Origin of the sequence: Conchiformibius steedae (genome assembly GCF_014054725.1) — a bacterium.
GTDB lineage: Bacteria > Pseudomonadota > Gammaproteobacteria > Burkholderiales > Neisseriaceae > Conchiformibius > Conchiformibius steedae.
This window is the reverse complement of sequence record NZ_CP059563.1, coordinates 245,017-270,289: the sequence shown is the minus strand read 5'-3', so window position 1 is coordinate 270,289 and position 25,273 is coordinate 245,017. Positions and strand designations below refer to the sequence as shown.

At 48.3% G+C, this 25,273-nt stretch carries 22 protein-coding genes and 1 tRNA gene; 4 read left to right on the top strand and 19 right to left on the bottom strand.

Annotated elements, in window-relative coordinates; all coding sequences use genetic code 11:
* Positions 1-10 precede the first annotated feature (10 nt).
* Positions 11-403, top strand: a complete 393-nt coding sequence (locus H3L98_RS01670) for an endonuclease V (RefSeq protein ID WP_051532116.1) — start codon at positions 11-13, stop codon at positions 401-403.
* A gap of 41 nt (positions 404-444) precedes the next feature.
* On the opposite strand, the gene H3L98_RS01665 is transcribed toward H3L98_RS01670, so the two are convergent.
* The 13 genes from H3L98_RS01665 to H3L98_RS01610 all read right to left on the bottom strand — a co-directional run bounded on the left by H3L98_RS01665 (position 445) and on the right by H3L98_RS01610 (position 9,214).
* Positions 445-1,407, bottom strand: coding sequence for an IS110 family RNA-guided transposase (locus H3L98_RS01665; RefSeq protein ID WP_027022344.1), 963 nt, complete (start codon positions 1,405-1,407; stop codon positions 445-447).
* Between the two features lie 202 nt (positions 1,408-1,609).
* The gene (locus tag H3L98_RS10805; RefSeq protein WP_027022343.1) at positions 1,610-1,792 is read right to left on the bottom strand and encodes a hypothetical protein; all 183 of its coding nucleotides are present in this window, start codon (positions 1,790-1,792) and stop codon (positions 1,610-1,612) included.
* Between the two features lie 24 nt (positions 1,793-1,816).
* On the bottom strand, positions 1,817-2,041 hold the full coding sequence (locus H3L98_RS01660) for a hypothetical protein (RefSeq protein WP_027022342.1): 225 nt from the start codon (positions 2,039-2,041) through the stop codon (positions 1,817-1,819).
* Positions 2,038-3,189, bottom strand: coding sequence for a zonular occludens toxin family protein (locus H3L98_RS01655; RefSeq protein ID WP_051532115.1), 1,152 nt, complete (start codon positions 3,187-3,189; stop codon positions 2,038-2,040). The genes H3L98_RS01660 and H3L98_RS01655 overlap by 4 nt, the downstream gene beginning before the upstream one ends.
* Before the next feature lie 26 nt (positions 3,190-3,215).
* Positions 3,216-3,500 (bottom strand): DUF2523 domain-containing protein, encoded by a 285-nt coding sequence (locus tag H3L98_RS01650; protein WP_027022341.1) that lies wholly within the window; start codon positions 3,498-3,500, stop codon positions 3,216-3,218.
* Between the two features lie 384 nt (positions 3,501-3,884).
* Positions 3,885-5,744: an IgG-binding virulence factor TspB family protein gene (locus tag H3L98_RS01645; protein WP_027022340.1), complete on the bottom strand. Its 1,860-nt coding sequence runs from the start codon at positions 5,742-5,744 to the stop codon at positions 3,885-3,887.
* A 64-nt stretch (positions 5,745-5,808) separates the two neighbouring features.
* Positions 5,809-6,114, bottom strand: a complete 306-nt coding sequence (locus H3L98_RS01640) for a hypothetical protein (protein ID WP_027022339.1) — start codon at positions 6,112-6,114, stop codon at positions 5,809-5,811.
* A gap of 58 nt (positions 6,115-6,172) precedes the next feature.
* Positions 6,173-6,403 (bottom strand): major capsid protein, encoded by a 231-nt coding sequence (locus H3L98_RS01635; RefSeq protein ID WP_027022338.1) that lies wholly within the window; start codon positions 6,401-6,403, stop codon positions 6,173-6,175.
* 145 nt (positions 6,404-6,548) lie between these two features.
* Positions 6,549-6,935: a hypothetical protein gene (locus H3L98_RS01630; protein WP_027022337.1), complete on the bottom strand. Its 387-nt coding sequence runs from the start codon at positions 6,933-6,935 to the stop codon at positions 6,549-6,551.
* A 74-nt stretch (positions 6,936-7,009) separates the two neighbouring features.
* Complete coding sequence (locus H3L98_RS01625; protein ID WP_027022336.1) at positions 7,010-7,324, bottom strand: hypothetical protein; 315 nt, start codon at positions 7,322-7,324, stop codon at positions 7,010-7,012.
* A gap of 30 nt (positions 7,325-7,354) precedes the next feature.
* Entirely contained in the window at positions 7,355-8,767 is a 1,413-nt protein-coding gene (locus H3L98_RS01620; RefSeq protein ID WP_034333727.1) for a replication initiation factor domain-containing protein, read from the bottom strand.
* A complete protein-coding gene (locus tag H3L98_RS01615; RefSeq protein ID WP_027022334.1) occupies positions 8,767-8,997 on the bottom strand; it encodes a hypothetical protein in 231 nt (76 codons plus the stop codon). Before H3L98_RS01615 ends, H3L98_RS01620 begins: the two co-directional genes overlap by 1 nt.
* Positions 8,990-9,214 (bottom strand): hypothetical protein, encoded by a 225-nt coding sequence (locus tag H3L98_RS01610; RefSeq protein ID WP_027022333.1) that lies wholly within the window; start codon positions 9,212-9,214, stop codon positions 8,990-8,992. Before H3L98_RS01610 ends, H3L98_RS01615 begins: the two co-directional genes overlap by 8 nt.
* Positions 9,215-9,312: 98 nt before the next feature.
* Here H3L98_RS01610 and H3L98_RS01605 point away from each other — a divergent pair, with 98 nt between their 5' ends.
* Positions 9,313-9,474 (top strand): endonuclease V, encoded by a 162-nt coding sequence (locus H3L98_RS01605; protein ID WP_156932317.1) that lies wholly within the window; start codon positions 9,313-9,315, stop codon positions 9,472-9,474.
* Here the strand turns inward: H3L98_RS01605 and H3L98_RS01600 are convergent.
* The 5 genes from H3L98_RS01600 to H3L98_RS01580 all read right to left on the bottom strand — a co-directional run bounded on the left by H3L98_RS01600 (position 9,453) and on the right by H3L98_RS01580 (position 13,140).
* Positions 9,453-9,842 (bottom strand): hypothetical protein, encoded by a 390-nt coding sequence (locus H3L98_RS01600; RefSeq protein ID WP_027022332.1) that lies wholly within the window; start codon positions 9,840-9,842, stop codon positions 9,453-9,455. The two genes, H3L98_RS01605 and H3L98_RS01600, sit on opposite strands and share 22 nt — an antisense overlap.
* Before the next feature lie 81 nt (positions 9,843-9,923).
* Positions 9,924-10,859, bottom strand: coding sequence for a 4-hydroxy-3-methylbut-2-enyl diphosphate reductase (ispH, locus tag H3L98_RS01595; protein ID WP_027022331.1), 936 nt, complete (start codon positions 10,857-10,859; stop codon positions 9,924-9,926).
* 10 nt (positions 10,860-10,869) lie between these two features.
* Positions 10,870-11,346: a signal peptidase II gene (lspA, locus tag H3L98_RS01590; RefSeq protein ID WP_027022330.1), complete on the bottom strand. Its 477-nt coding sequence runs from the start codon at positions 11,344-11,346 to the stop codon at positions 10,870-10,872.
* 61 nt (positions 11,347-11,407) lie between these two features.
* On the bottom strand, positions 11,408-12,943 hold the full coding sequence (locus H3L98_RS01585) for a class I SAM-dependent methyltransferase (RefSeq protein WP_027022329.1): 1,536 nt from the start codon (positions 12,941-12,943) through the stop codon (positions 11,408-11,410).
* 106 nt (positions 12,944-13,049) lie between these two features.
* Positions 13,050-13,140: transfer RNA gene (locus H3L98_RS01580), tRNA-Ser, on the bottom strand.
* A gap of 77 nt (positions 13,141-13,217) precedes the next feature.
* Here H3L98_RS01580 and H3L98_RS01575 point away from each other — a divergent pair.
* The gene (locus H3L98_RS01575) at positions 13,218-13,886 is read left to right on the top strand and encodes an energy-coupling factor ABC transporter permease (RefSeq protein WP_034333724.1); all 669 of its coding nucleotides are present in this window, start codon (positions 13,218-13,220) and stop codon (positions 13,884-13,886) included.
* Here H3L98_RS01575 and pdxA read toward each other — a convergent pair.
* Complete coding sequence (gene pdxA, locus H3L98_RS01570) at positions 13,883-14,875, bottom strand: 4-hydroxythreonine-4-phosphate dehydrogenase PdxA (protein ID WP_051532114.1); 993 nt, start codon at positions 14,873-14,875, stop codon at positions 13,883-13,885. The genes H3L98_RS01575 and pdxA overlap by 4 nt on opposite strands.
* A 545-nt stretch (positions 14,876-15,420) precedes the next feature.
* Here pdxA and H3L98_RS01565 point away from each other — a divergent pair.
* Positions 15,421-25,269, top strand: a complete 9,849-nt coding sequence (locus tag H3L98_RS01565; protein ID WP_182078443.1) for a YadA-like family protein — start codon at positions 15,421-15,423, stop codon at positions 25,267-25,269.
* The last annotated feature ends 4 nt before the right edge of the window (positions 25,270-25,273 follow it).

Genomic DNA, 25,273 nt, shown 5'->3' with positions numbered 1-25,273 from the left:
GTTTTGAACAATGGGTTTACAAAAAATGAGAACCTTGGCATTAGATGTTTTTTACCGCGAGGGCGAACCGCTGGACCATGCCCGCGCCGCCGCTGTCTTGTTTGATGGTCAGGGAAAAGAGTTGGCACATTATCATGCCGATATAGAAAATGTTGCGCCCTATCAGGCAGGGAAATTTTATCTGCGCGAACTGCCTTGTTTGCTGGCAGTGCTGGCGCAGGTTCATCTGCCGTTTGAGCAGATTGCGATTGACGGTTTTGTGTATTTGGACGATGCAGGCGCAGAAGGCTTGGGCGCACATTTGTACCACAGCTTAAATCAGCGTTATCCCGTTATCGGCATTGCCAAAAAACCGTTTCGCAATATGGGGGAGATGATATGTTGGCTGTCAAGCGTAATTTAACAAGTATGTGCAAATAATGCACTTGTTTTTCATGTTAAAAATCAGACTGGTGCTTGATAAAGCTTACAATCGAATGGTTTACCGTTCTTATAAATGCCGTAAGCAATCTTTGCCAGTTTTCGCATCAACGCGACCAGTGCCACCATTTTCTTTTTGCCTTTATCCAATAAACGCTTAATAAACCCTTTAAAGCATTCGTTACGAGCAGCAGCCAATGCGGGCATAAACAAAGCACGTTTCAAATGCCTGTGTCCCAACCTGCTTAATTTATCAGGTTTGCAGACACTCGTTCCTGAGCGGACAATCTGCGGATTTAAACCTGCGAAAGCCACAAATTGATTGGCTGTTGCAAAATTCCGACTGCTCAAATGCTGAATTAGCACTGCGGCAGTTTCCTTGCCAATGCCGGGAATCGTCATCAAATTGCGGTACTGACAATGCCAATCAGAGCAACAAATCACATGTTCAATCCGCTCTACCGTCAGCCGCATATGTCGCTCCAATTCCCGAATCAGCATACTATGCACATTCGCAACATAATCGTCCTTTGCTGAATGTAACTGATTGCGGTGTTGCTGAATCTGCTTTTTCAACTGATTTAACAGTGCATTTAGTTTACCCAATTCGTACTGCTCTGATTTGGGTGGCTGGTAATCATGCAACGTGTCATGATAACGGCGAGCATAATCTGCAATAAGTTTAGCGTCGGTCTTATCCGTTTTGGTGCGGGCAAACGTTTTTTTGGCATGTTCTTTAATTTTCAAAGGATTCACTACACACACGTTATAATAACGGCTGAAATACTTGGCAGACTGCTCATAATAAATGCCCGTTGCTTCCATACACACCAACAACTTTCGGATACGGTGTTGTTTGATTTTTTCATGCAAGAGCAAAAATCCCGCCATATCGTTACCGATTCGGCAATAATCTTCTCTGCCGTCTTTCTTCCTTAAATAACAGTCCACATGGTCTTTTGAAATGTCCAAACCGATTATATTCAAGGTGATTTTCCTTATAGTACAGCCTGCAAAGCGGCTCTGATGATATTCAATCTTTTAGACCAATAAAGCTGCCCGTTCAATCTCCCCCACAATATGACTATTCAGGGCTGTGTACGAACTGGGCAGCCTGATTCAGGTTTCGAGAAAGCCCGAATCCCAAAGCCATCTGTAGATACAAATGGCTTTAAGTCTAGGGCTTCATCTAAAAATCTATACATGCAAAAAACATTAACGCTGCTATTACTAAAGCATTTACTAAAGCAAAAGAGCGTGCTTGCAATGCAGCTTTTGTTTCACGATAGGGCAATGAAAAAATTACAAGTGCCACAATGAGAAACAAATTACCCCATAAATATAAAATGAAAGGCGGAATATCAGTAACCATTAAGTATACCCCAAAAAGCCCGCATCATACCCTTACAAAATACTTAACGCAAACCGCCAGCATGGTTAGCAAAGTCGCCGCTACAATAAGGCTAATTGCTTCATATTTCGGTTTTTTCCTTGCTACATAACTGAACAGCAAATAAGCTGCCAAGAGTGCCAATCCTGCGTATGCGGTCAGATACAAACCCGCCCACCCTGCATCTGCTGCCAGTTTGCGGCTAACCATTTCCGTTGTGCTGTAATTCATTGGATATCCTGTAAGCGTTTAGGGTAGTCTTGCGACTTCGGCATTTTAGGCTCGCCCGATGATAAGGTTAGCACTTGTTGCCCTGTTTGTACTGCTTCTGTTTGCGGCTCTGTTACCTGTTGCGGTGGTAATTCCTGCGGCGGTTCACGGTAAGGGTCAAACGGCAAGCCGTTTTTGACATACTGCAAGCATTGAGATTTGCTAATCTCTATGAGTGGGGTCGCTTGGTCGCTGTAACAGGTGCAGCCTGTTTGCCCGCCTTTCACACAAGCAGCAATACGCTCAAAAGTTCTTACCTGCCGCACACCGTCATATAATGGTTTGGATTCGGGCTTTTCAGGTATGGTTGGGGCAAACATTTCAGCGGTTAATGATTGCCCTGTGGTGGTAGCAGGTGTATCAACTAATCCCCCTGCATCGGTTACGGTATCACTTGCAACAACTGCTGATGCTGCCTGCTCTGTCGGTGTTTGTTCATTACCTGTATATTTATCTTTTAAACGTGAAAATGTGTAATATCCGTAAACCGTCAAAATTGGCAATAAAAAAATCAGAAATATTAGGCTTTTGGGAAGCCTGCGTTTAGGCTTTGTATGAACTTCTGCTGATTTATATTGTTCAAAAGCCTGTTTTGGCAACTTGAACTGCCGTTCAATCGCTCTTGCAATATTTACGGGGCTGTCAGGCTGGTCTACACATTCGTTCCATTCGTATAATTTCCTGCCAACGGCTTTGATGCTGATATGTATGTGCCGCTGTACCAATTTGCGGACAAAGGGGTCAAGAAAGCTTGGATGTTGCGTAATCAGGATAATATCCAAACCATGATGGCGGTGTGTGGCTAAAGCTTCAATATAAGGCGGTACTTTGCTTGCCGGTGAACGTGCACCCATTAACCGCTGCACTTCGTCAATGACAACCAGCGAGCCATAGGGCAAAAAATCCTGTAAAGGTTGTGCGCGGATTTGTTCATCGTCTAATTGTGTGTGCTCTAAAAGTAATTCGTTAATACCGTTTACGAATAAAGGGCGTTTCTTCTTAACGCCGTCTTTATCTGTAAAATGTGTGTAACTTTCGTCATTCATTAACATGGCGACCACACTCGCAGTTTTGCCGCTGCCCGGTACGCCCGTTTGCAAAATAATCATGATTGCCCCTTAAATCATCAAAAAACTTATTTTTTCAATACGCCTGTTGCCAGTTTGTTACTTGCCGTTAAAGCCACATTAAAGGCATATGCGCCAAATATAATCCCCAATGCCTGTCCGAATCCTGCCATCAGCATTAGATTGTAGGCATCGGCAGGTATGCCTGAAACTGTGCTTTGCACATAACCCTTAATGGCTTTAAGCGACAATTCCAAACCTTTGTAGGCAACAAAAGACACACCAAATGCCAACATTAATTTTGACACACCCCAAACCAGCAAGGATTGAAAGGCTTTGATTAAAAAATTCATGTTGAATCCTTTTCTTTCAGTTGCGGTAAAAACCCGTTCCGCTGTAGTAATCCATCGGTCTGTTATCGGCTCTGCTTCGGGGCTTATGGATTGGGCAACTCCGTCATCACAAAGTAAAGGGGGTATTCGTAAAGATTGCAAGCAATCTTTACAAAGCTTCCCCCTTTACTTTGCGCTGACTGCGTTGCTATCCAACCATGCCCCGAAGCGACGCCGATAACAGACCGATGGATTACAAGGCTACGCCACAGCTACACTGGACGTTGCTTGCCCGACAGGGGCATTTAGCCCCTGTCAGGCAAATGCCCCTCTCTCTGCCTCCTCCATCCCGATGGGGGATAGGTCGTTACGCTACTGACATAAATAAACATGGGTTGAAACCGTTTAGTCTTTTTTGCCCGCAAAAATAATATAAGCTGCCATCAGATAGGCAAGCCCGATAATCAGCATACGGATTTGTTGGGCGAATTGGCACAGCCAGTTGTAACTAATGGTGTAGGTGCGGCCCAACATAACAACGTGTTTGGGATTGGGACAGTAACCTGCGGTTGGTAAAAAGTTGTCGGCTTCAAATTTCTTATCAATGGTTGTGGTCGGCACTTCAAAAGACTGCTCTGTATCAACTTCGCCCATTTGGGCGCAAGCAAGGGTGTTACGATGCTCGCCTGAACAATCCAATCCGCCGCCATCTCCTTTTTTGCCACCACCGCCCGCTGCTCCGTCTCCCGAACTGCTGCCGCCTTGCTCCGTACCCTGTCCGTTGCTGCCGCTCCCTTTGGGATTGGTTCCGTTGGGGTTGTTATTTCCTGCTGTTACAGCTTCAGACTGTTTGTCGGGGCGGGGTGTGGTGGTTACACTTACGCTGTTTCCGCTGCCGCCGCCGTTATTGATGCCTGTATTACCGCTGCCGCCTGTGCCTGATGATGGGCTGCCACCCGCTCCGTTTCCTGCTCCGCCTGATGATGGCGGCGGCAAGTCGCCTTTTTTACTGGGTGTTGCGGTAATGCGTACATTGTCTTGAACGGATTTACCTGTTTTAGGGTCAAGATAAGGCGGGCTTGATGCGGTTACTGTTCCACCAGTACCGTCTTTCTTTTCAATGGTTGCCTTTGGTTTGATTGCTTTGCGTAAGTCTTTGCCTACCTGACCTTTGTCGTTCATGTAGGGCGTGGGGTTTTTCTTAAAGTCTTTTGATACCAAATTCACAACATCAACCATTTGGATTTTTTCTTTATAATTTTCCCTTAAAACCCTGACAATAAAACTCGGTCCGATAAAATCTTCGCCGTTATCATCTGTTGCTAATGTTGAACAGCCTAAAAGGTCTCCGTCTTTTTTCAGCTCTGCACTTTTTACTTTACCCGTTAATCCATAGTTATCATGATTGTTAGGGTCAATGCCTGTGTATGATGTACCCACCAATTTTTTACACATATCATTTGCAATGCTTCGGGCGTGTTCAGCACTGTTCGCACCAATCAATATTTGACGGTATTCGGGGGCGCACTCTTTTTCATGACCGGGTTCGCAATCGCTATGTCTGGTTTTACCCCAATGTCCTTTGAGTACATAAGGGTACTCTTTAACATACGTTTTGCCCTGCTTGCCTGTTTGGGGGTTGGTTATCTGTTCGGGTTTGTAGCCTTCTTCTTCGGCAGTCTTGCAAAAACTTTCAGGAAAGCCAATTTCTTGTAAAAATCCTTCCTTAAAATGCCCTATACCCCAATAATTGATAGCGCATAAATGAGGTATAACCACAGCTGCAACAGTTTTACATTTTGTACTTGCCAAACAATTAGTGATAATAGGTGGTAACACGCTGCGCGCCACCGTACCGCCTACCCGTACAATCCAGCCCACTGCTGGCAGCCATACCCGTACACGTTCGCCATCATTAACATTGGGACGATAGACAGGGCGCATCAACATTGCCCGATGTTGCTTCGGGTTATAAGTGGCAACTATGGCATAACCGCCGCCAGCTACCCGCTCATAAGCATGAAACTCTGACGAATGCAGAGTTTTAAGGGGCATATCTGCTACCGTAAATTGTGTGGTTGCGTTGTCGCTCGGCTCGTCAAAACCCCATGTGCGATTCTCAAATACAGATGGTTCAAAGTTAAAAATCAGCCGCTGATTTTGGGCATCGGCAAAGATATAGTTTCCGCCCGTGATTTGGGCAACATTTTCGGCGTGGCAGAGTGGAGCAGTAGTCAATAACGCAGCAAGCAAGAGTTTTTTCATAATTTCAAAAGGAATAGAGCGACCATAACCCAAAAGCCAAAGCCTAAATAAAAGTAAAAGTCCATCATGAGAACTTGTCCAATATGGTTTTAATGTTGAACACCGTCCATAGTCCGATGGCTGCGAGCAGAAACATAAAGCCGATTTGTGCGCCGTCTTTAAAGTTTTCGGCGGGGCTGCATTGTGGCAAACTAGCTGATACCGTCCGCCCGTTTAATGTCCAACCGCCGTCAATATGTTTGGGATTGCCGTTGTATTGCAGTTGCAGCAATCTGCCGTTTTGCTGAATCACAGGCGCAACTTGACTGAAATAGGCGTTTTCGGCTGCGCCTTTTGTCGCATAACAGGTATTTCCTACTTGGTATCCCATTTTGTTGCCCTTTATGTGGGCGGGTACACAGCAGAACCACTGCATACCCGCTTATTGATTAACGCAATACGCGGCGCATCATCATCAGGGCAAAGATGGCAACAATGATGCCGAGCACCATGCCGCCTACTTGTAAGGCATCTGTTTTGGCAGTGCCTAATGCTTGGGTTACTTCTTGCGGCACTTCAGCTTGTGCTGCGGCTGCCAACATAATCAGGCCGCCACCAACAGCAAGTTTGGCTTGGTTCATACGCGGGGCGTACTTTTTAGCAATATTCATGATTTTCATGATTCACTCCATAATGTAAGGCAGCTTTTAAAAAACATTAACGCGGCTGCCGTTCGCGTTAAAACACATCATCATCAGGTTCCAATCCTAACGATGTCAAAATATCCAAGTCTAAGTATGTATTATTTTCAAGCATCTCACATGCTTATTCATAACTTTCATCAAGAAAGCAAAAATCTTTATAACAAAATGGACCATAAACATCTTCCACAGGTTCCAATCCTAACGATGTCAAACTATCCAAGTCTAAATATGTATTATCTTCAAGCATCTCACATGCTTCTTCATAACTTTCAGCACCATAAATAGAAACATCGCCTTCGGGAAAGTAGTAGTATTTTTGTAAGTCATCATCTAAATAAACCGTGTGAAAATTATCATCAAGCGTAAAAATCCTTCTGTCCCAATCAAACGGTACGTCCAAATTATCTAAAAACTCTTTTGCTTCTTCAGCGGTTTCAAATTCCATGTATTCATAAACAGGCATATCGCCATGATAATACAATGGAAAATATGATTGAATTTTATACATGAAATCTATCCTTATTCATGGGCGGCTGGGTAAGGGGCTTTTTGCGCCGCCGCCCTTAACGCAAAACAGTTGCATCAATTCGGTTGTTGCAGTTTGGGTGTGGGTTTGTCGTGTATCACGTCCAAACGGCTGACGACATTGATTTCATCATTGCCTTTCTTGGCTGCATACCATTCCACATCAACAGCAACGGGCAATTTGCCGCGCAGGTGTTCCAGTTTTTTAAAGTCTTCATAAAGACCGTATTCCAATTCAAGCACATCAACGCCAAACTCTTTTTCCTGTTTGTCATAAACGGGGATTTCAATTTGAATGCGGGTATAGTCGTACTCGATGCCGTTATCGGTTACGCCTTTATTGCATTTGACTTTACGCAAAAACGTTCTCATTGAAGGTTTCCTTAAGGTTGGTTAATAAATCTACAACATTCGTCCAAATGATTGATAATCTGCACTCATGCGGTGCTGCATGGCATCTTGTTCCAAACGGTCAAAGTATGCTTGGCGTTTGCTCGCCTGCTCTTGGCGATATAAGCCGTCCATATAGTCTTTGACTGCGACATCGGGCTTGCCTAGCAGCTCATGCAGGTAGATAACATCGGCATGGTTGCAATCGTAACGGTCAGCCCTCAACCGTTTGGGGAGCTTTTTTTTACCGCCTTTAAGCAGTTTGACGATTTCATGGTCTGCCAGCCCGTATGCTTCAAGGGCATTTACCGTACCTGATGCCTGCATACTGGCATAACGGACACAATGCTCCAGCCCGATTTCAACGGACTTTTTTATATATTCAACTTTTTTAGGTGCATGGGTATATCGGGCAAATAATGCTGCCAATGCAGGATATGTACCCGTCAGGTACTCGCCTGGATAAAGCAGGATTTCATGGGGGATAATGATTTCGCGGTTACGGAGCTGCAATTCCACCCGTACCCATGGACTTGTATAATCGCCCTGTTCGCAGCCTTTTTCATACACACGCAAAAGTCGTGAACTTTGCGGTGTGCCGACATAAAAGGTTTTGCCTGTGCGTTGGTCATCTAACCAGTCGTAACCATGTTTACGGGCTCGCGGTCGGCGGTTATTGGCGGTATAACCACCACCCAGCCAATCTTGATAGGCTTGGTCGGGAGTGTAGCCGCCATCTAAAAAGTCGTGAGCAAGGTCGCAGCGGGTAATCGTGGCATACGGGGCAAATGCACTCAGCCAGTTATATAAACGGGTTTCCCAACCGTCTTTAGCGGCAGTCAGACCATCGCCGTAAAAGTAAATCATGACACTGCCTTTTTGATTGGTGCCGCCAAAGGCGACAATCCCGTAAGTGGCATTGTCCGTACCCATACGGTAGGAATATTTATAGCCGTTAATGCCGTTGCGTTCTTCGTAAATGCCAAAGCCCATTAGGGTATGCAAAGTTTGCGAAATACTTTTTGCAAGTGTGGCTTTAGTTTCGTCCGTATGCACTTGGACTTCTTCAGCAAATACGTCTTCGCGCATGGTTAAGGTTAAAGTGTCAATATGTGCTGCTGTACCGACACCCCGTCTTAAAGGAATGTGTTTGACCTTGCCACGCACCATAACGGTATGGCTGTAAGATTGGCTGACCTGACCCGCGCAATCCGTTCCCCCCGTGTTACTAGCGGGGGCGGGCTGCGCGACCGCACAAACTGCCGCCGCTGCGCGGCTGTCTGTTTGTGCGTCCGCTCCGCCACGCTCCTGCAATTGGCGGACACGGCGAACTGCATCACGGCGGCGGCTGTAATCGTGGATATGACAACCGTCTATGTAGAGCGTGTATTTACCGCTCTCGGTTTTTACGATTTCATAACCCATTATGCAGCCCCCTTATTCTTATCTTGCCAAATCGCATAGGCGTGTTCTTCATCAATTGCGCGAACAATCACGAAATCATCACTCATAAACGAAAATGGCTTTTCTTCATCAGCATTTTGTACTGTGCCATCTGCATATACGCGATATCGCCCCATGATTTGTTCTTCTAATAAAATTTGTTCAAAGCTCAAATCTTCATCAACAGGATTCAAAATTAAAACTTCAGACATAAACCAGCCCCTTTAAATTCAAAACGCCCGTGTTGATAAACACTTCCATTGCTTCTTGAGTTTCTTGCCAATCTTGTCGGCAATCGATTTCTACAAGTGCAACTGTCCCCAAATGGGGAGCTTCAAAGGAACGGAATTCAAGTAATAAGGTATTGGGTACAACATTTGGCAAAACGACTACAAACCGTTTTGGTAAAGAATCTTTTTGAACAGACATAACTAAAGCCCCTAAATTTAGTTAAACATAGGGGCTTTGATAAAATCAGATTGTTTTACAGCCCCTTAAATTTAGGGCTATCATATAAGGTCTATTGTGTGTACCGTGGGCGTAGCCAACGCCCTTTATATGTAACCGCTGCGGGCATGGCATTGGAAGATGCCAAACAATGGGTGCGGGATTTGTCGGGCAACGGGGGCATTCCCGAAATCCTTGCCCGTGTGGACCGTTTAAGCCGTCAGGTGGGCGCGTGTCCGTAAGCACCGCGTACCGCACAACCTTTTACCACCTTGCCGCGATAATACAGTTTGGCGGTAAATTCGTTCATGCGCCCGTTGTGGTCGCGGCAACGTTGGCTGTTGATGTTTAAGGTTACTTCGCCAAAACGGGTTTTGCCGGTAAATTCCACGCCTTTGGCATACGCCAGCCGTTTGACGGGAATGCGGCGGTGGTATTCATTGCCCTTAATGGTTTCCAATTCTATACGATTATTGCGAATAACTGCACGCCAGCCGTTTTCACCGTCGCTGCTAAAAGCGGTAAAGTGGCGTACCACCGTGTCTTTGGGCGCAGCCAAGGCGGGAAGGGTGGCGCACACCAGCAGCGCGGTCAGCAAATGTTTTTTCATCAAGTGTTTTCCTGTAAAAAACGGTTATTGTGGCACACGCCTGCATGGTTCACACGCCACTTTACCCGATTTGGCGGGGATTTACTTGCGTAATTCTTTGGGTAACACAAACACGATGCTTTCTTCCACATCGCCGCTTTGTCTGACTGTGTGCGCGCCCCAAGCCTGAATTTGGGCAATCACTTCCTGAACCAGCACTTCAGGTGCAGACGCGCCTGCGGTTACGCCCACGCACTGTTTGCCTGTAAACCAGCTTTCCTGCAAAAACGAGGCATTATCCACCATATAGGCATCTACCCCGCGCAATGCCGCCACTTCGCGCAAACGGTTGCTGTTAGACGAATTGGGTGAACCCACGACTACGACAACATCACATTGTTTTGCCAAATCTTTCACGGCTTCCTGACGGTTGGTGGTGGCGTAGCAGATGTCTTCTTTGTGGGGGCTTTTGATGTGGGGAAAACGGGTTTTTAAGGCGGCGATAATGTCGCGGGTTTCGTCAACCGATAAGGTGGTTTGGCTGACGTGGGCGAGTTTTTCGCTGTCGCGCACATTGAGCTTGGCAACATCATCAACGGTTTCCACTAGCAGCATCGCGCCTGCGGAAAGCTGTCCCATTGTGCCTTCTACTTCGGGGTGTCCTGCGTGTCCAATCATGATGATTTGATAGCCTTGTTCGTCTAGGCGGGCGACTTCTTTGTGGACTTTGGTCACCAGCGGGCAGGTGGCATCAAATACGCGGAAACCGCGTTCGGCGGCTTCTGCCTGTACGGCTTTGGATACGCCATGAGCAGAATAAATTAAGGTTGCACCTGCGGGGACGTCTGCCAAATCTTCAATAAAAACTGCGCCTTTTTCGCGTAGATTGTCCACCACAAATTTATTGTGGACAACTTCGTGGCGGACATAAATGGGTGCGCCGTATTCTTCTAGGGCGCGTTCAACAATGCTGATGGCGCGGTCCACGCCTGCACAAAAGCCGCGCGGGTTGGCGAGAATAATGGTTGCTTGGGACATGGTGTGTCTTTCAGGTATTTTTGGGGTTTTTTTGGGTAAAGCTTTCAATAATCAGTAAGGCTGCGCCCACGCAGATAAAGCTGTCGGCAATATTAAAAGCGGGGTAGTACCAGTTTTGCCAGTAAAACAGTAAAAAATCGACCACTTTGCCGTGAATAAAACGGTCTATCACATTGCCGAATGCGCCGCCGATAATCATGGCAGCCGCCCAGTTGCCCAGTCGTCCGAATTCGCCTTTAACGATGGAACGCGCCAGCCAGCCGCTAATCACAAACGCCAGCACGGTAAAAATATATTTTTGTGCGCCACCCATATCGGCCAAAAAGCTGAAAGCAGCACCAGGGTTATACACCAGCGTTAAATCAAAAAAATTGGGAATGATGTTGCGGCGTTCGTGGTCTTCAAAATTAATTAAAATAAGGTATTTGCTTAATTGGTCAAGAAAAATGGCGACAAAGGCGGTCAGCCAGTAGGGTAGGTATTTCATCCATATTCCTTTTGGGCAACACGCAAAGCGCATGGGCTTTGCGTGTGTTGTTCAAACAAGTTTATTGTTCAATCATGTGCAGTGCTTGCAGGGTAGTCAGGCGGTTGGCGGCGAATTCTTCTGCCAAGCGGTTTAATTCGGCAAGGTTGGCTTCTTCACCCTGCAGGGTTTCGCCGTCTTTAACCATTGCCTGACCGTAGCTTTGCAAAATACGCCATACCGATTCGGCCCATTGTACGGGTTGCTGCAGTCCTTGCTGATAAGCGGCAGCAAACAGCAGCTCAATGCGTCCCATATGCATTGCGCCACCCGACAGCGGGCTGGTTAAATAATAAATCTCGCCGTTGTAACGGGCAGATTCCATTACATAGCGGTTAAAGGCGCGACAACGTGCGCGTGCGCTTTCCACAGCGGCTTCGTCTTGAACCAGTGCCACATCGTTTTTGGCGTGCAGCAGGGCAAGTGATGAGAAAACCTGTGTTTCGTTTAATGTGCCTTGCAAAGCGGCGCACAAATCGCTGACACGGTGCACTTGGTGGTCTTTCAAGATATCCAACAGCGGGTCAAACACTTCTGGCATCAGATTGATGCTGATGTAGTTATTGATGCCCATTTCCACTTTGTCGCGCGGGGTGGTCAGCACAAAGCGTTGTTTGCCGCGCTGTTGTGCAAGCTGGGTGTGATTGAGTTTTCGTGCGCCTTTTACCCACAAGTCGCGGCGGAACTGTTTGTTTAAAATAAAGTCTTTAACGGTTTGAGCCAAAGGCGTGCCTGCCACTTCGTCCATCAGTTTTTGCTGTTCGGGATTAAACAGGCACATATTGAAGTCGTCCAGATAGCTGGCGGAACAGGCAAAACCCACTTTGGCAGGTTCAAGCCACTGTTCCAAATCAGCATAATACATGGGATGCCAGTGGTAGTTCATGTATTCGTGAATCAGATAGCTGGTGTCGTGTTTGGCAATTTCGTTTAAACGGTTGAGGATATGGGGGGTGTTGTTTTTCAGTCCGGGACTGTGTTCCAATACGCGGCTGCCGAAGTCAAGGGCGGTTTTCACATTTTGGGCGCGGCTGTTGGCGGCGGAAGCAATGTGGTTGTCGTGCATGGCAAGCAGGTGGCGGATGGGCGCGTGTGCCGACCAGCCAGGCAGGGTGTTGTAGCTGATGTATAAAATTCCGCCCACAGCCAGTTTGCGGCGGACAAAATCCACAATCACACGGCGGTTTTCATCCGAAATCCACGACCAAATACCGTGCAGTCCGATAAATTCAAATTCGGGCAAATCATCACGGTTGCAAAATGTGGCAAAATCATCATCGGCAATCAGCACTTGGCTGCCGCATTGTTGTGCCACATCGCGGGCAAACGCAGCATGAGCGGGGTTAAAATCCGTACCGTACCAACGTGCTGTCCCTGCAGCAGCATGGGCGTTGAGCGATACGCCCTGACCAAAGCCCAATTCGCAGGCGTTTTTGATGGTGGGAACGGCAAAGCCTTCCTGAAGCATCGGCACAAGGGCGCGAAGCGGGTTCAGTTCGGGGTAATAGCCGTAGGTATAGCCGATGTCGCTGACATAGCCGTGAGACCAAGTGGACATAATGGGTTCTCCATATATTTGAAAAAGACGGTGCAGATTGTACCCGATTCATTGCGGCTGTGCAGACAAAACAAGCCCTTTGCGTGTGCAAAGGGCTTGTAAAAACTGGCGGAGAGGAAGGGATTCGAACCCTCGATACGCTATTCACGTATACACGCTTTCCAGGCGTGCGACTTCAACCACTCATCCACCTCTCCAAAGGGGGAAAGCAGGCATTGTAAGGGTATTTGTGTGCTATAGTCAAGGTACAAACCCAATTAGGGAAGCAATCAAGATGAATTTTCATAGTGCATGGTTTGACGGAACAATATGGCAAACGGCGTGGCTGCCGTTTGTGCTGGTGTGTGCCGTATCGCTGCGGGCAGCGCAGCAGGTTTGGCATACGTGGCAAAGCACTTTGTTGGCAGCGGCGGCGGTGCTGGTGTTGCCACAGCTTTTGCAGACACAATTGCCCAATCACGGTTTTGCCTATCATTTGCTGGGGGTAAACTTGGCGTGTTTGATGTTGGGGGCAAGGACAGCTTGGTTGGCGGCGTGTGCGTTTTTGCTGCTGATTGGGCTGGCGCGGGACGGTGCAGCGTTTTTCAACGTATGGGCGATAAACGCCCTGTTTACCGTTTTGCCTGCCTGTGCGGTAAACGTGCTGTTGCGCCGCATCGGGCAGAAAATCTTACCGCCTAATTTGTTTGCCTATATTTTTGTGTATGGTTTTTTGGGCGCGGCGGCGGGGCTGTTGCTTACGGGCGCAGGATTAAGCGCACTGGCATGGCTCAATCCCGCCGTTCCCGCGCCGCATTTCCCCGTGTTTTTGCTGCTGGCGTGGGGCGAAGCGTTTTTAAGCGGTTTATTGTGTGCCGTGCTGATTGCTTTTGCCCCGCAGCTTTTAAGCACCTTTAGCGATAAGGTGTACCTGCGCCGTGAAAAGCAGATTTGGAAAGACTAGGTATTTTGTCCTGCTGCTTGCGCTGCGCACATTTGCTGCGCCACCGTTACCGCTTCCAGCAAACTGCCCGCATCGGCTTTGCCCGTTCCCGCCAAATCCAACGCCGTGCCGTGGTCCACCGAAGTACGCACAAACGGCAGTCCCAGCGTAATATTGACCCCACGTCCAAAAGAAGCATATTTCAACACAGGCAAACCTTGGTCGTGATACGCAGCCAGCACTGCATCGGCATCGTTTAATAAAAACGGCTGAAACAGCGTATCGGCGGGATACGGACCGCGAATGTCCATGCCCTCGCCCTGCAATTGCTGTAAAGCAGGCAACATTTCTTCCAATTCCTCGCGCCCCAAATGCCCGTTTTCGCCCGCGTGCGGATTCAGTCCCGCCAACAAAATCCGTGGCGAGGCAATCCCAAATTTATCCCGCAAATCGCCATGCAGAATACGCGCCACATCTACAATACGCTGCTGTGTAATCTGCGCTGCCACATCTTTTAAAGGCAAATGGGTGGTGAGCAATGCCACCCGCAGTCCCCCACCTGCCAACATCATCACTACCTGCCCCACCCCCGCTTTTTCCGCCAAATATTCCGTGTGTCCGCTAAAAAATCCCCCCAATTTCGCATCGTTAATCACGCCCTTGTGCAAAGGCGCAGTAACCATGCCCGCAAACAAACCCGTGTGAATACCCTGATAAGCCGTGTCCAACAGCTTCAAGACATAGCTGCTGTTGTGCGGATTGAGTGTACCCGCTTGGCAAGGCACGTTTAACGGAATATGCAGCACTTCCAATGTCCCCGCAGGTGCTGGTGTGTTGGCATCAAAATCCCACAAGCGCACATCGCGCCCCAACTGCTTCGCCCGTTGTGCCAACAAATTCCTGTCGCCCAGTACAACGACACGACAGGGCAGATTTTCCCCTGCCAATGCCAAACAAATATCAGGACCAATGCCCGCAGGCTCGCCTGAAGTAATCGCTATGATGCTCATAAAAATTCCTTTTGCCACTCGTTTTCTTACCCTAAAGCGGCGGCGGACTTTAGGGGATACATAATCCGCTTTACTGAAAAAGCCCATCGGTTTGACTGATGCACGGCTATTGTAGCAACGATTACATAACGGCGGATAAAATCTATTTCTTCATAATTTATTAAATGGTTATTTTGCTCAAAACAGTGCATGGCAAAGGACGTGGCAAATGTTAAGCGTATTGATGGGCTTGCCGCTTCGGTGTTAAACTGCGAAGTCGGTAAAAATTTATCAACAGCCCTTCCCTGCTTGTTGTAGGGTTTAATAAGGAAAGCTTCCTTTCGGGCTGTGGGCGGGTGGCGGTACGGTTGGGCAAGTGGTACGCCGATTGCTTATTCCGAATGTTTGGGGCAAGACAAAATCTACCCCGTATTTTTGAAAATACAGGCGCGTATTTTGCCGATACGCGCACCACTGCGGCACAGAGGCTGTGCCCCTTTGCCAAATCATTCCGTCTGCGCCTACGGGTAAGGGCGGTCAAATTTGTTTTCCAAGGATTTTTTATTATGAATCATACTTATCGGGTCGTGTTTAACGAATCCACCAAAACGTATGTTGCCGTTTCTGAAAACGAACCGGCAAAGGGCAAAAGCAAATCCGTTAAAAAAGCGGTAGCAGCAGCCGTTGCACTTGTATTCGGTGGGGCTTCGGGTTTAGCTTCTGCCGTTATTTCCGATACGAAAGAGGGTACAAACCTGCTGATTCGTCCGCAAACGGGTACTGACCCCTCCCTTATTGGAGGCGGTACAGGCGGCGGTTACAGTATCGCTATTGGTAGTAAAGCCCAAGTAGATAGAAACTATGCGATTGCAATGGGCGTGGACAGCAAGGCAGGTGGTCAGGCATCTGTAGCATTGGGTTCGCTGGTGCAGGCAACTGGACACCAATCTATCGCTTTGGGTACGACTTCTCTGCCCTTGACTAACAATAACGCTTGGGCAACCGTGGCTAAAGGCGACCAAAGCCTTGCGATAGGTTTGGTACAATCCATCGGTCGTCAAAGCACGGCGATTGGTAATGACGTTTATTCAGGCGGTGTGGGTTCGGTAGCCATTGGTAGTGATGATACGGGCAACAAACAAACCAAAGGGCATGAATATACTATTGCTACTAATCACCGCTACGGTAAAGGCGGCACAGATGTTGACAGTGTTGGTTATGTGAAAACAAACAGTCGTGATGCCAAGCACAATGCTCTTTATGTTGCCACCGTTACACAAGGTAATGGTGCAGTCAGCGTGGGTGCGCACACACAATCCTTGCATCACGGTGCAACTGCCATCGGTTCGGGCGCTGTTGCCGGTATGGGTAAAGCGACTGACGGTGCAATGAATACGGTTAACCTGACTTTGCAGTCTGTCCGTGGTATTCAGGCTACTGCTGTGGGTGCACAAAGTTTTGCTGCTTCCGACCGTACCACTGCTTTGGGTACAAACGCTATGGCAGGTGGTGAAAATGCAACTGCCGTTGGTGCGAATTCCATTGCCTACTCTGCCAAAACCATTGCTATCGGCGACGGCGCACGCGCAGGCTCAAACGGTGAGACCGATTCTTCCAAATTAAATAAAGATAATGTAAAAGCCCCCAATGCCATTGCCATTGGTTCTAATGCCAATGCCGTAGCGGAAAACAGCTTAACTTTGGGTGCGAATGCTACCACCACCACTAATGCTACTCATGGTATTTCAATCGGTAAAGATGCCAATACCGATGTGGTAGGCGGTATTACCATCGGTTGGAATGCTAAAAGCTCCGATAACAGGGGCAGCCGCCATTTAAGCCGTTATAACCCCTACAATCCCTTAACCGACAAAAGCAATGTCAAGGAAAGCAGCCGTCAGAGCAACGGTAAAACCGTAACCACCCATTTGGTTAAAAATGCTGGTTCTACCAACGATAACTTTGCTTCTGTTAGTGTGGTTGTCGGTCCCAATGCTTCCGCTCAAGGCGGTAACGGCTCTGTGGTAATGGGCGACCGCGCCAATGCCAGCGCAGGTTTGAGTATTGCCATTGGTGCCAATGCCCACGCTGCGAATAATAAAGACAGTAGCGGTACATCTACCATTGCTTTGGGTGCATCGGCTTATGCCAGCGGTAATACTGCTTTGGCAATCGGTCGTCAGTCTGCCGCTACGCAAGACTTCTCACAAGCCATCGGTAACGTAGCTGCTGCTACAGGCGTCGGCTCGCTGGCAGTAGGTCACTCTGCCAACGCCACGGGCTACCGCGCCATTGCCATCGGTTCGTCTAACATCAAAGATGCAGGCGGAACAGTAGGCAGCACAGGCACGCAGGCAGGTACCGAGTACCAAAAAGACAGCCAAGCCCGTGCTTCAGGCGATGATGCCATTGCCTTTGGTGCAGGCGCACAGTCTGATTCATACACTTCCATTGCCCTTGGCGCATTTTCTGACGTAGAGTCCAATTCTAATCACTCTATGGCGTTGGGTAATCTTGCCAAAGCCAAACATCAAAAAGCCGTTGCCATCGGCTATGCTGCTAAAACCGAAGCCGAAACAGGCATTGCCATGGGCGCGAATGCCACTGTTACTGCCAAAAACGGTATCGGTATCGGCACTTTAACTACCGTGTCGGGCGAGCAATCCGTGGGCGTGGGCTTTACCAACAAAATTTCAGGCAAAACGTCAGGCGCATTCGGTAACAGCAATACCGTTGCTCAAAACAATACTTTTGTTGTGGGTAACAAAGTTAGCACAACCCAAGCCAACAGCGTGATTTTGGGTAACGAATCCACCGACCGTGCAGCCACCACCGAAAACAATGCCAATGTAAACGGCTTAACCTACAGCGGTTTTGCAGGGCAAGGCGCAGCTGCTAAAGGCGTAGTCAGCGTAGGTAAGGTAGGCGGCGAACGCCAAATCATCAATGTTGCCGCAGGCAAAATTTCTGAAACTTCTACCGATGCCATTAACGGTTCACAGCTTTACTTTACCCAGAAAAACTTGGGTAATCTGGCGAGATCTACCGCCAATCATTTGGGCGGAAATGCTGGTATTAATACTGATGGTACGCTTAAAGCACCTACTTACAATTTAACACACGGCTCTAATGTTCCGACCAAAAATCAAACTGCCAATAATGTAGGCGCGGCGCTGACCAATCTGAACAACTACATCAACGAAGGTTGGGAAGTTCACGATAAAACCGGTAAAAAAGGCACCGTTACCCCCGGCGACAAAGTGAAATTTGTAGCGGGCGACGGCGCAACCGTTAAAGTGGACCAAGAAACGCGTAATGGCGAAACTGTGATTACCATTGGCGCAACCAATCAGGTAAGCAATACCAAATTGGATGTTGCAGGCGGAAAAATCAATACGCCCAATCCTACCGATGGCGCGAAATACGTTAATGCCACCACCGTAGCCAATGCCGTAAACAATGTGTCTTGGGAACTGCAGCAAGGCGGTGCGAAAAAAGACGATGTTAAAGCAGGCGACAAAGTAAACTTTGTAAACGGTAAAGGCACGACTGTCAGCATTACCAATGAAGGCGATACCAAATCCAATATTAAGATTGATGTGGATACCGGCGATGTTGCCTTTAATAACGGTACTGCCACCACCACCAATCCCGAAAAAATCGCCAAAGCAGGCGATGTTGCCAACGTAACCAATAATGCCACCAATTATGTTGTTAACAAGGGATTGAACTTTAAAGGCAACAGTGCAGACAGCATTCACAAAAACTTGGGCGATACCCTGACCATTAAAGGCGGACACCCGAATAATACGGACGTGAGCGACAAAAACACCTTTGTGGAAAAAGTAGGCGATGAATTGATTGTGAAATTCGCCGAAACGCCCGAGTTTAAAGGTATTAAGCTGGCAGACAACAATAATGTCGTCAATCTTGCCCCCAATGGTGCGGACAACCTGAAATTAACAGGCAGTAACGGCAATGCGCCTGTAACCATCAGCAATGTAAAAGCGGGTAAAGACCCGATGGATGCGGTAAATGTTAGCCAACTGAATGCTTTGAAATGGAAGCTGGATGTGGATGCAGATGCTGCTGCTGGCGGTAAAGTTGAAGGTAAAGGCGAAACCGTTGTTAACGACCAAACCGTAAAAGTGGTAGCGGGTAAAGGTATCCAAGTGAAAAAAGTGGGTACAACCGTAACCATTTCTTCTACCGTTACCCCCGGTGCGCCTGCTCAAAATATTGAATTTGCTGATTTAAATGTTAATCAAAACACGGGTCAAGTCAATACGCCGCAAAATGGCGATGGCGACAAAGCCGTGAATGCCACCACCGTAGCCAAAGCGATTAATAAATCGGGCTGGATTGCTACATCAGATGTAGCAGAAGGCGGTGAACGCGAAGGCGATGCTACTGATGAACTGGTAAATCCGGGCGATAAAGTAGAACTGATTGCCGGTAAGAACCTGAAGATTAAGCAGGAAAACGGCAAGTTTACCTACTCGACCAAAGAGAACGTCAGCTTTACCCATGTAGACAGCGACAGCATCAGCATTGGTAACGGCAATAATGCCGATGGCAGCAAACCCATTGTTACCCTGACGACTGACCCGACCAGCGGCGCATTAAAGGTAGCCAATAAAGACGGCAATCCCGTTAAGATTACCAACGTAGCCCCCGCCGAATTGAGCGAGAACAGCAAAGATGCCGTAAACGGCAGCCAGCTGTACAGCTTGGGTGACAGTGTGACCAATATTTTTGGTGGCGATACCGCCTTTAATAAAGATGCAGGTAAGGTTGAAGGCTTTAAGTTCCAAGTGACTAAAGAAGGCGATAACAATCCCGTTTACGGTACACAATCCCCTGATGTTCACAAAGCCCTGACTGACCTGAACAAATACGTTAACGAAGGTATTAAAGTTGGCGACAACACAGGCAACAAAATCAGTACCCTGACCCCGACCGAGCAACTGAACTTTGTCAACAGCGACAGCGTCAGCAGCAATGTAGTGGTTGGCGATAACGGTGCGACCAATGTTTCCTTTGCGGTTAAGACAGGTACGATTACCCCTGAAGGTAATAAAGCGGTTGTCAATGAAACTGGCGGTAAGATTGCTACGGTAGGCGACGTTGCCAATGTAGTGAATAACGTAGCTTGGGAGTTGCAGCAGGATGGTACGAAGAAAGACGACGTGAAAGCTGGCGACAAAGTGAACTTTGTAAACGGCAAAGGCACGACTGTCAGCATTACTGCCGAGAATGACACCACGTCCAAGGTTCAAATTGATGTGGATACTGCTGCGTTAACAGGCGATGTAACGTTTAACAACGACAACGGCACTGCCACAGCCGCCGAACCCGACAAACTTGCCAAAGCAGGCGATGTGGCAAATGTAACCAACAACGCCACCAAGCATGTGATTGAAAAAGGCTTGAAGTTTGCTGGTAACGACGGTCAGCCCGTTCACAAGAATTTGGGTGACACCCTGACCATTAAGGGTGGACACGGTGCAGATGGTGTAAGCGACAAAAACACCTTTGTAGAAAATGTTGACGGCAACTTAGTGGTTAAATTCGCCGAAACACCCGAGTTTAAAGGCATTAAATTGTCAGAAGGCGGCAATACCGTCAATCTTGCCCCCAACGGTGCCGACAACCTGAAATTAACAGGTGGCGACGGTAATGGTCCTGTAACCATCAGCAATGTAAAAGACGGAGTTGAAGGTAACGATGCTGTTAACGTTAACCAACTGAACGCATTGAAATGGAAGCTGACAGTTGCCGATACCGGTACGGGTAAAGCCGAAGGCGCCACAGAAACCGAAGTGGGCAGCCAAACCGTAACCGTAGTTGCGGGCGACGGCATCGGTATTAAGCAAGAAGGTACCAAGGTAACCATTTCGTCCAATGCCAAAGGCTTAAGCTATGCCGATTTAACGGTTGACAATGCCAACGGCAAAGTGAACGAACCTCAAGGTGCAGATGGCGATAAAGTAGTAAATGCTACTACTGTAGCCAATGCGATTAATCAATCGGGCTGGATTGCTACATCAGATGTAGCAGAAGGCGGCGAACGCGAAGGCAATGCTAGTGATGAGCTGGTAAATCCGGGCGACAAGGTAGAGTTGATTGCTGGTAAGAACCTGAAGATTAAGCAGGAAAACGGCAAATTTACCTACTCGACCAAAGAGAACGTCAGCTTTACCCATGTAGACAGCGACAGCATCAGCATTGGTAACGGCAATAATGTCGATGGCAGCAAACCCATTGTTACCCTGACGACTGACCCGACCAGCGGCGCATTAAAGGTAGCCAACAAAGACGGCAATCCCGTTAAGATTACCAATGTTGCCCCCGCGGAATTGAGCGAGAACAGCAAAGATGCTGTTAACGGCAGCCAGCTGTACAGCTTGGGCGACAGTGTGACCAATATTTTTGGTGGCGATACCGCCTTTAATAAAGATGCAGGTAAGGTTGAAGGCTTTAAGTTCCAAGTGACTAAAGAAGGCGATAACAATCCTGTTTACGGTGCTGAATCCCCTGATGTTCACAAAGCCCTGACCAATCTGAACAAATACGTTAACGAAGGCATTAAGGTTGGCGACAACACAGGCAACAAAATCAGTACCCTGACTCCGACCGAGCAACTGAACTTTGTTGACGGCGACAACGTCAGCAGCAAAGTGGAAGTGGGAACGGACGGTGCGACCAATGTTTCTTTTGCGGTGAAGACAGGTACGATTACCCCTGAAGGTAATAAAGCGGTTGTCAATGAAACTGGCGGTAAGATTGCCACCGTAGGCGACGTTGCCAATGTGGTAAATAACGTAGCTTGGGAACTGCAGCAGGATGGTACGAAGAAAGACGACGTGAAAGCCGGCGACAAAGTGAACTTTGTAAACGGCAAAGGCACGACCGTCAGCATTACTGCCGAGAATGACACGACATCCAAGATTCAAATTGATGTGGATACTGCCGCGTTAACCGGTGATGTAACGTTTAACAACGACAACGGCACTGCCACAGCCGCCGAACCCGACAAACTTGCCAAAGCAGGCGATGTGGCAAATGTAACCAACAACGCCACCAAGCACGTGATTGAAAAAGGTTTGAAGTTTGCTGGTAATGATGGTAATGCCGTTCACAAGAATTTGGGCGAGACGTTGACCATTAAGGGTGGACACGGTGCAGATGGTGTAAGCGACAAAAACACCTTTGTGGAAAAAGTAGGCGATGATTTGGTTGTGAAATTTGCCGAAACGCCCGAGTTTAAAGGCATTAAATTGTCAGAAGGCGGCAATACCGTTAATTTGAACCCTGCAGCAGACAACACCCTGAAGCTGACCGGTAGCGACAATAATGCCCCCGTAACCATCAGCAATGTAAAAGCCGGCGAGCAAGATACCGATGCCGTTAATGTCAGCCAACTGAACGCATTGAAATGGAAGCTGAATGTTGAACAAGGCAGCGGTACCGGTACCGTTTCTGCCAACGATGGCGAGACCACAGTCGGCAAAGACACCGTAACCGTAGTTGCGGGCGACGGCATTGACCTGAAGAAAACAGGCAGCAAGATTACCATTTCGTCTAATGCCAAAGGCTTAAGCTATGCCGATTTGAAGGTTGATAACACCAACGGCAAAGTGGAAACCCCGCAAGGCGAAGAAGGTGGCAAAGTTGTGAACGCCACCACCGTAGCCAATGCGATTAATAAATCGGGCTGGATTGCTACATCAGATGTAGCAGAAGGCGGCGAACGCGAAGGCGATGCTACCGATGAGCTGGTAAATCCGGGCGAGAAAGTAGAGTTGATTGCCGGTAAGAACCTGAAGATTAAGCAGGAAAACGGCAAGTTTACCTACTCGACCAAAGAGAACGTCAGCTTTACCCATGTAGACAGCGACAGCATCAGCATTGGTAACGGCAATAATGCCGATGGCAGCAAACCCATTGTTACCCTGACGACTGACCCGACCAGCGGCGCATTAAAGGTAGCCAACAAAGACGGCAATCCCGTTAAGATTACCAATGTTGCCCCCGCGGAATTGAGCGAAGGCAGCAAAGATGCCGTAAACGGTAGCCAGCTGTACAGCTTGGGCGACAGTGTGACCAATATTTTTGGTGGCGATACCGCCTTTAATAAAGATGCAGGTAAGGTTGAAGGCTTTAAGTTCCAAGTAACGAAAGAGGGCGATAACAACCCTGTTTACGGTGCTGAATCCCCTGATGTTCACAAAGCCCTGACCAATCTGAACAAATACGTTAACGAAGGCATTAAGGTTGGCGACAACACAGGCAACAAGATCAGTACCCTGACCCCGACCGAGCAACTGAACTTTGTCAACAGCGACAGCGTCAGCAGCAATGTAGTGGTTGGCGATAACGGTGCGACCAATGTTTCCTTTGCGGTTAAGACAGGCACGATTACCCCTGAAGGTAATAAAGCGGTTGTCAATGAAACTGGCGGTAAGATTGCTACGGTAGGCGATGTTGCCAATGTAGTGAATAACGTAGCTTGGGAGTTGCAGCAAGGCGGTGAGAAGAAAGACGACGTGAAAGCTGGCGACAAAGTGAACTTTGTAAACGGCAAAGGCACGACTGTCAGCATTACTGCCGAGAATGAGACCACGTCCAAGGTTCAAATTGATGTAGACGCCCAGTCCATCACCAACGACGCCCAACTGCCCGTGGTATACACCGATGCCAACGGCAAAAAAGTGTACAAACAGCCCGACGGCAAGTTCACCACCGAACCCAACGGCAGCGGCGACGTAGTTGAGCCCGGTAACGTGATTGCCTCGTTGAACAGCGGCGGCAATGAAACCACCGCCCCGACCACCTTGGCGAATGTCAAAGGCAACCTGAATGTGGTTAACGATGCCGACGGCAGCGTCAGCAACCCCGCAGGTAACAAAGTAGACGGCGACAACAAAACCGCCGTTACCCCCCAAGACCTGAACCCCAACCACGCCGCCACCGTAGGCGACGTATTGAACTCAGGTTGGAACCTGCAAGGCAACGGCAAAGCCCAAGACTTCGTCCGTCATGGCGACACCATCAACTTCAAGGACGGCCAAGGCAGCAAAGTGAACATTGCCGTAGAAAACGGCAACGTGACCACCATCAGCTTTGACACCCCCTTGAGCTATGTGGATGGCGACAAGACCAATATGGGTGACCAAACCCATAATCCGACCAACAGCGTTACGTTGATTGGTAAGGATAAAGGCGCTGCAGTAAACCTGAAAAACGTTTCCAGCGGCGTGGGTGATAACCTGTCGGGCAATGCGTTTATCGATGCTTTGAATAAAGCCAGCGGCGACCAGTTGAACAATGCCGTGAATGTCAGCGATTTGAAAAACCTGAATCAGGCAATTAACAACGCTGCAAACGGTACTGGCTTTAATTTGGCAGTGTCTAAATCAGAAGGCGGTGAAATCGGTGCGAGTACCGCTACGGATACACGCATCGGTAACAGTGAAACCATGACTTTGGATGCGGGTAAAAACATTAAAGTTACCCAAACCGACAACGGTTTCTCTGTGGCAACTACTGACAACCTGAACGTCAGCAGTGTAACCACTCAAGATGGCGACAAACAAACCGTGTTGAACGGCGGCGGTATTACCATTAAACAAGGCGATACCACTGTGAGTCTGACCAATAAAGGTTTGGATAACGGCGGTAATAAAGTCGTGAACGTTGCCGAAGGCGATATTTCGTCCACCAGCAAAGACGCGGTAAACGGCAGTCAGCTGTACAACCTGCAAAACAACCTGAAAAACTTGGTAGATAATGCCAATACCAATGCGACAACAGGTTGGGCGTTGAGCGTGAACGGCGACGAAGCCACCACCATTAAGCCTAAAGGCGACGGCAAACCCGTTGTGGTGGGTTTCCAAGACGGTCAGGGTACGAAAGTCAGCCGTGTAGCGGGTGCGACAGCCGATGCTGGTCCTGTGGTGAAAATTGATACGCCTTTGCAGTACGTTCAAGACGATAAAAACCCCGGTTCGTTGAAAAACGAGGTAACTTTAGTAGTCAATAAGGACGATAAAGGCAATCCGACAGGTCCCGTAACCATTCACAATGTGGCAGAGGGTAAAGCCAATACCGATGCAGTGAATGTGGGTCAGCTGAATGCAGGCTTGAGCAACATCAACAACCGTATTAACGGCTTGGCTGATGATGCCGATGCAGGTACTGCCGCTGCTATGGCAACCGCAGGCTTGCCGCAGGCCTACCTGCCTGGTAAGAGCATGGTTTCCGTGGCGGGCAGCACCTACCGCGGCAAACAAGGCTATGCTGTAGGCTTCTCGGCAATCAGCGATGGCGGTAACTGGATTATCAAAGGCTCGGTAAACGGTCATACCCGCGGTCATTTCGGTGCTACTGTGGGTGCGGGTTACCAGTGGTAATGCG

What these genes read in the sequence shown, in the direction of transcription:
- H3L98_RS01670 (WP_051532116.1), top strand. Translation starts at nt 11, where the DNA reads ATGGGTTTACAAAAAATGAGAACCTTGGCATTAGATGTTTTTTACCGC.
- H3L98_RS10805 (WP_027022343.1), bottom strand. Translation starts at nt 1,792, where the DNA reads ATGGTTACTGATATTCCGCCTTTCATTTTATATTTATGGGGTAATTTG.
- H3L98_RS01660 (WP_027022342.1), bottom strand. Translation starts at nt 2,041, where the DNA reads ATGAATTACAGCACAACGGAAATGGTTAGCCGCAAACTGGCAGCAGAT.
- H3L98_RS01655 (WP_051532115.1), bottom strand. Translation starts at nt 3,189, where the DNA reads ATGATTATTTTGCAAACGGGCGTACCGGGCAGCGGCAAAACTGCGAGT.
- H3L98_RS01650 (WP_027022341.1), bottom strand. Translation starts at nt 3,500, where the DNA reads ATGAATTTTTTAATCAAAGCCTTTCAATCCTTGCTGGTTTGGGGTGTG.
- H3L98_RS01645 (WP_027022340.1), bottom strand. Translation starts at nt 5,744, where the DNA reads ATGAAAAAACTCTTGCTTGCTGCGTTATTGACTACTGCTCCACTCTGC.
- H3L98_RS01640 (WP_027022339.1), bottom strand. Translation starts at nt 6,114, where the DNA reads ATGGGATACCAAGTAGGAAATACCTGTTATGCGACAAAAGGCGCAGCC.
- H3L98_RS01635 (WP_027022338.1), bottom strand. Translation starts at nt 6,403, where the DNA reads ATGAAAATCATGAATATTGCTAAAAAGTACGCCCCGCGTATGAACCAA.
- H3L98_RS01630 (WP_027022337.1), bottom strand. Translation starts at nt 6,935, where the DNA reads ATGTATAAAATTCAATCATATTTTCCATTGTATTATCATGGCGATATG.
- H3L98_RS01625 (WP_027022336.1), bottom strand. Translation starts at nt 7,324, where the DNA reads ATGAGAACGTTTTTGCGTAAAGTCAAATGCAATAAAGGCGTAACCGAT.
- H3L98_RS01620 (WP_034333727.1), bottom strand. Translation starts at nt 8,767, where the DNA reads ATGGGTTATGAAATCGTAAAAACCGAGAGCGGTAAATACACGCTCTAC.
- H3L98_RS01615 (WP_027022334.1), bottom strand. Translation starts at nt 8,997, where the DNA reads ATGTCTGAAGTTTTAATTTTGAATCCTGTTGATGAAGATTTGAGCTTT.
- H3L98_RS01610 (WP_027022333.1), bottom strand. Translation starts at nt 9,214, where the DNA reads ATGTCTGTTCAAAAAGATTCTTTACCAAAACGGTTTGTAGTCGTTTTG.
- H3L98_RS01600 (WP_027022332.1), bottom strand. Translation starts at nt 9,842, where the DNA reads ATGAAAAAACATTTGCTGACCGCGCTGCTGGTGTGCGCCACCCTTCCC.
- ispH (WP_027022331.1), bottom strand. Translation starts at nt 10,859, where the DNA reads ATGTCCCAAGCAACCATTATTCTCGCCAACCCGCGCGGCTTTTGTGCA.
- lspA (WP_027022330.1), bottom strand. Translation starts at nt 11,346, where the DNA reads ATGAAATACCTACCCTACTGGCTGACCGCCTTTGTCGCCATTTTTCTT.
- H3L98_RS01585 (WP_027022329.1), bottom strand. Translation starts at nt 12,943, where the DNA reads ATGTCCACTTGGTCTCACGGCTATGTCAGCGACATCGGCTATACCTAC.
- H3L98_RS01575 (WP_034333724.1), top strand. Translation starts at nt 13,218, where the DNA reads ATGAATTTTCATAGTGCATGGTTTGACGGAACAATATGGCAAACGGCG.
- pdxA (WP_051532114.1), bottom strand. Translation starts at nt 14,875, where the DNA reads ATGAGCATCATAGCGATTACTTCAGGCGAGCCTGCGGGCATTGGTCCT.
- H3L98_RS01565 (WP_182078443.1), top strand. Translation starts at nt 15,421, where the DNA reads ATGAATCATACTTATCGGGTCGTGTTTAACGAATCCACCAAAACGTAT.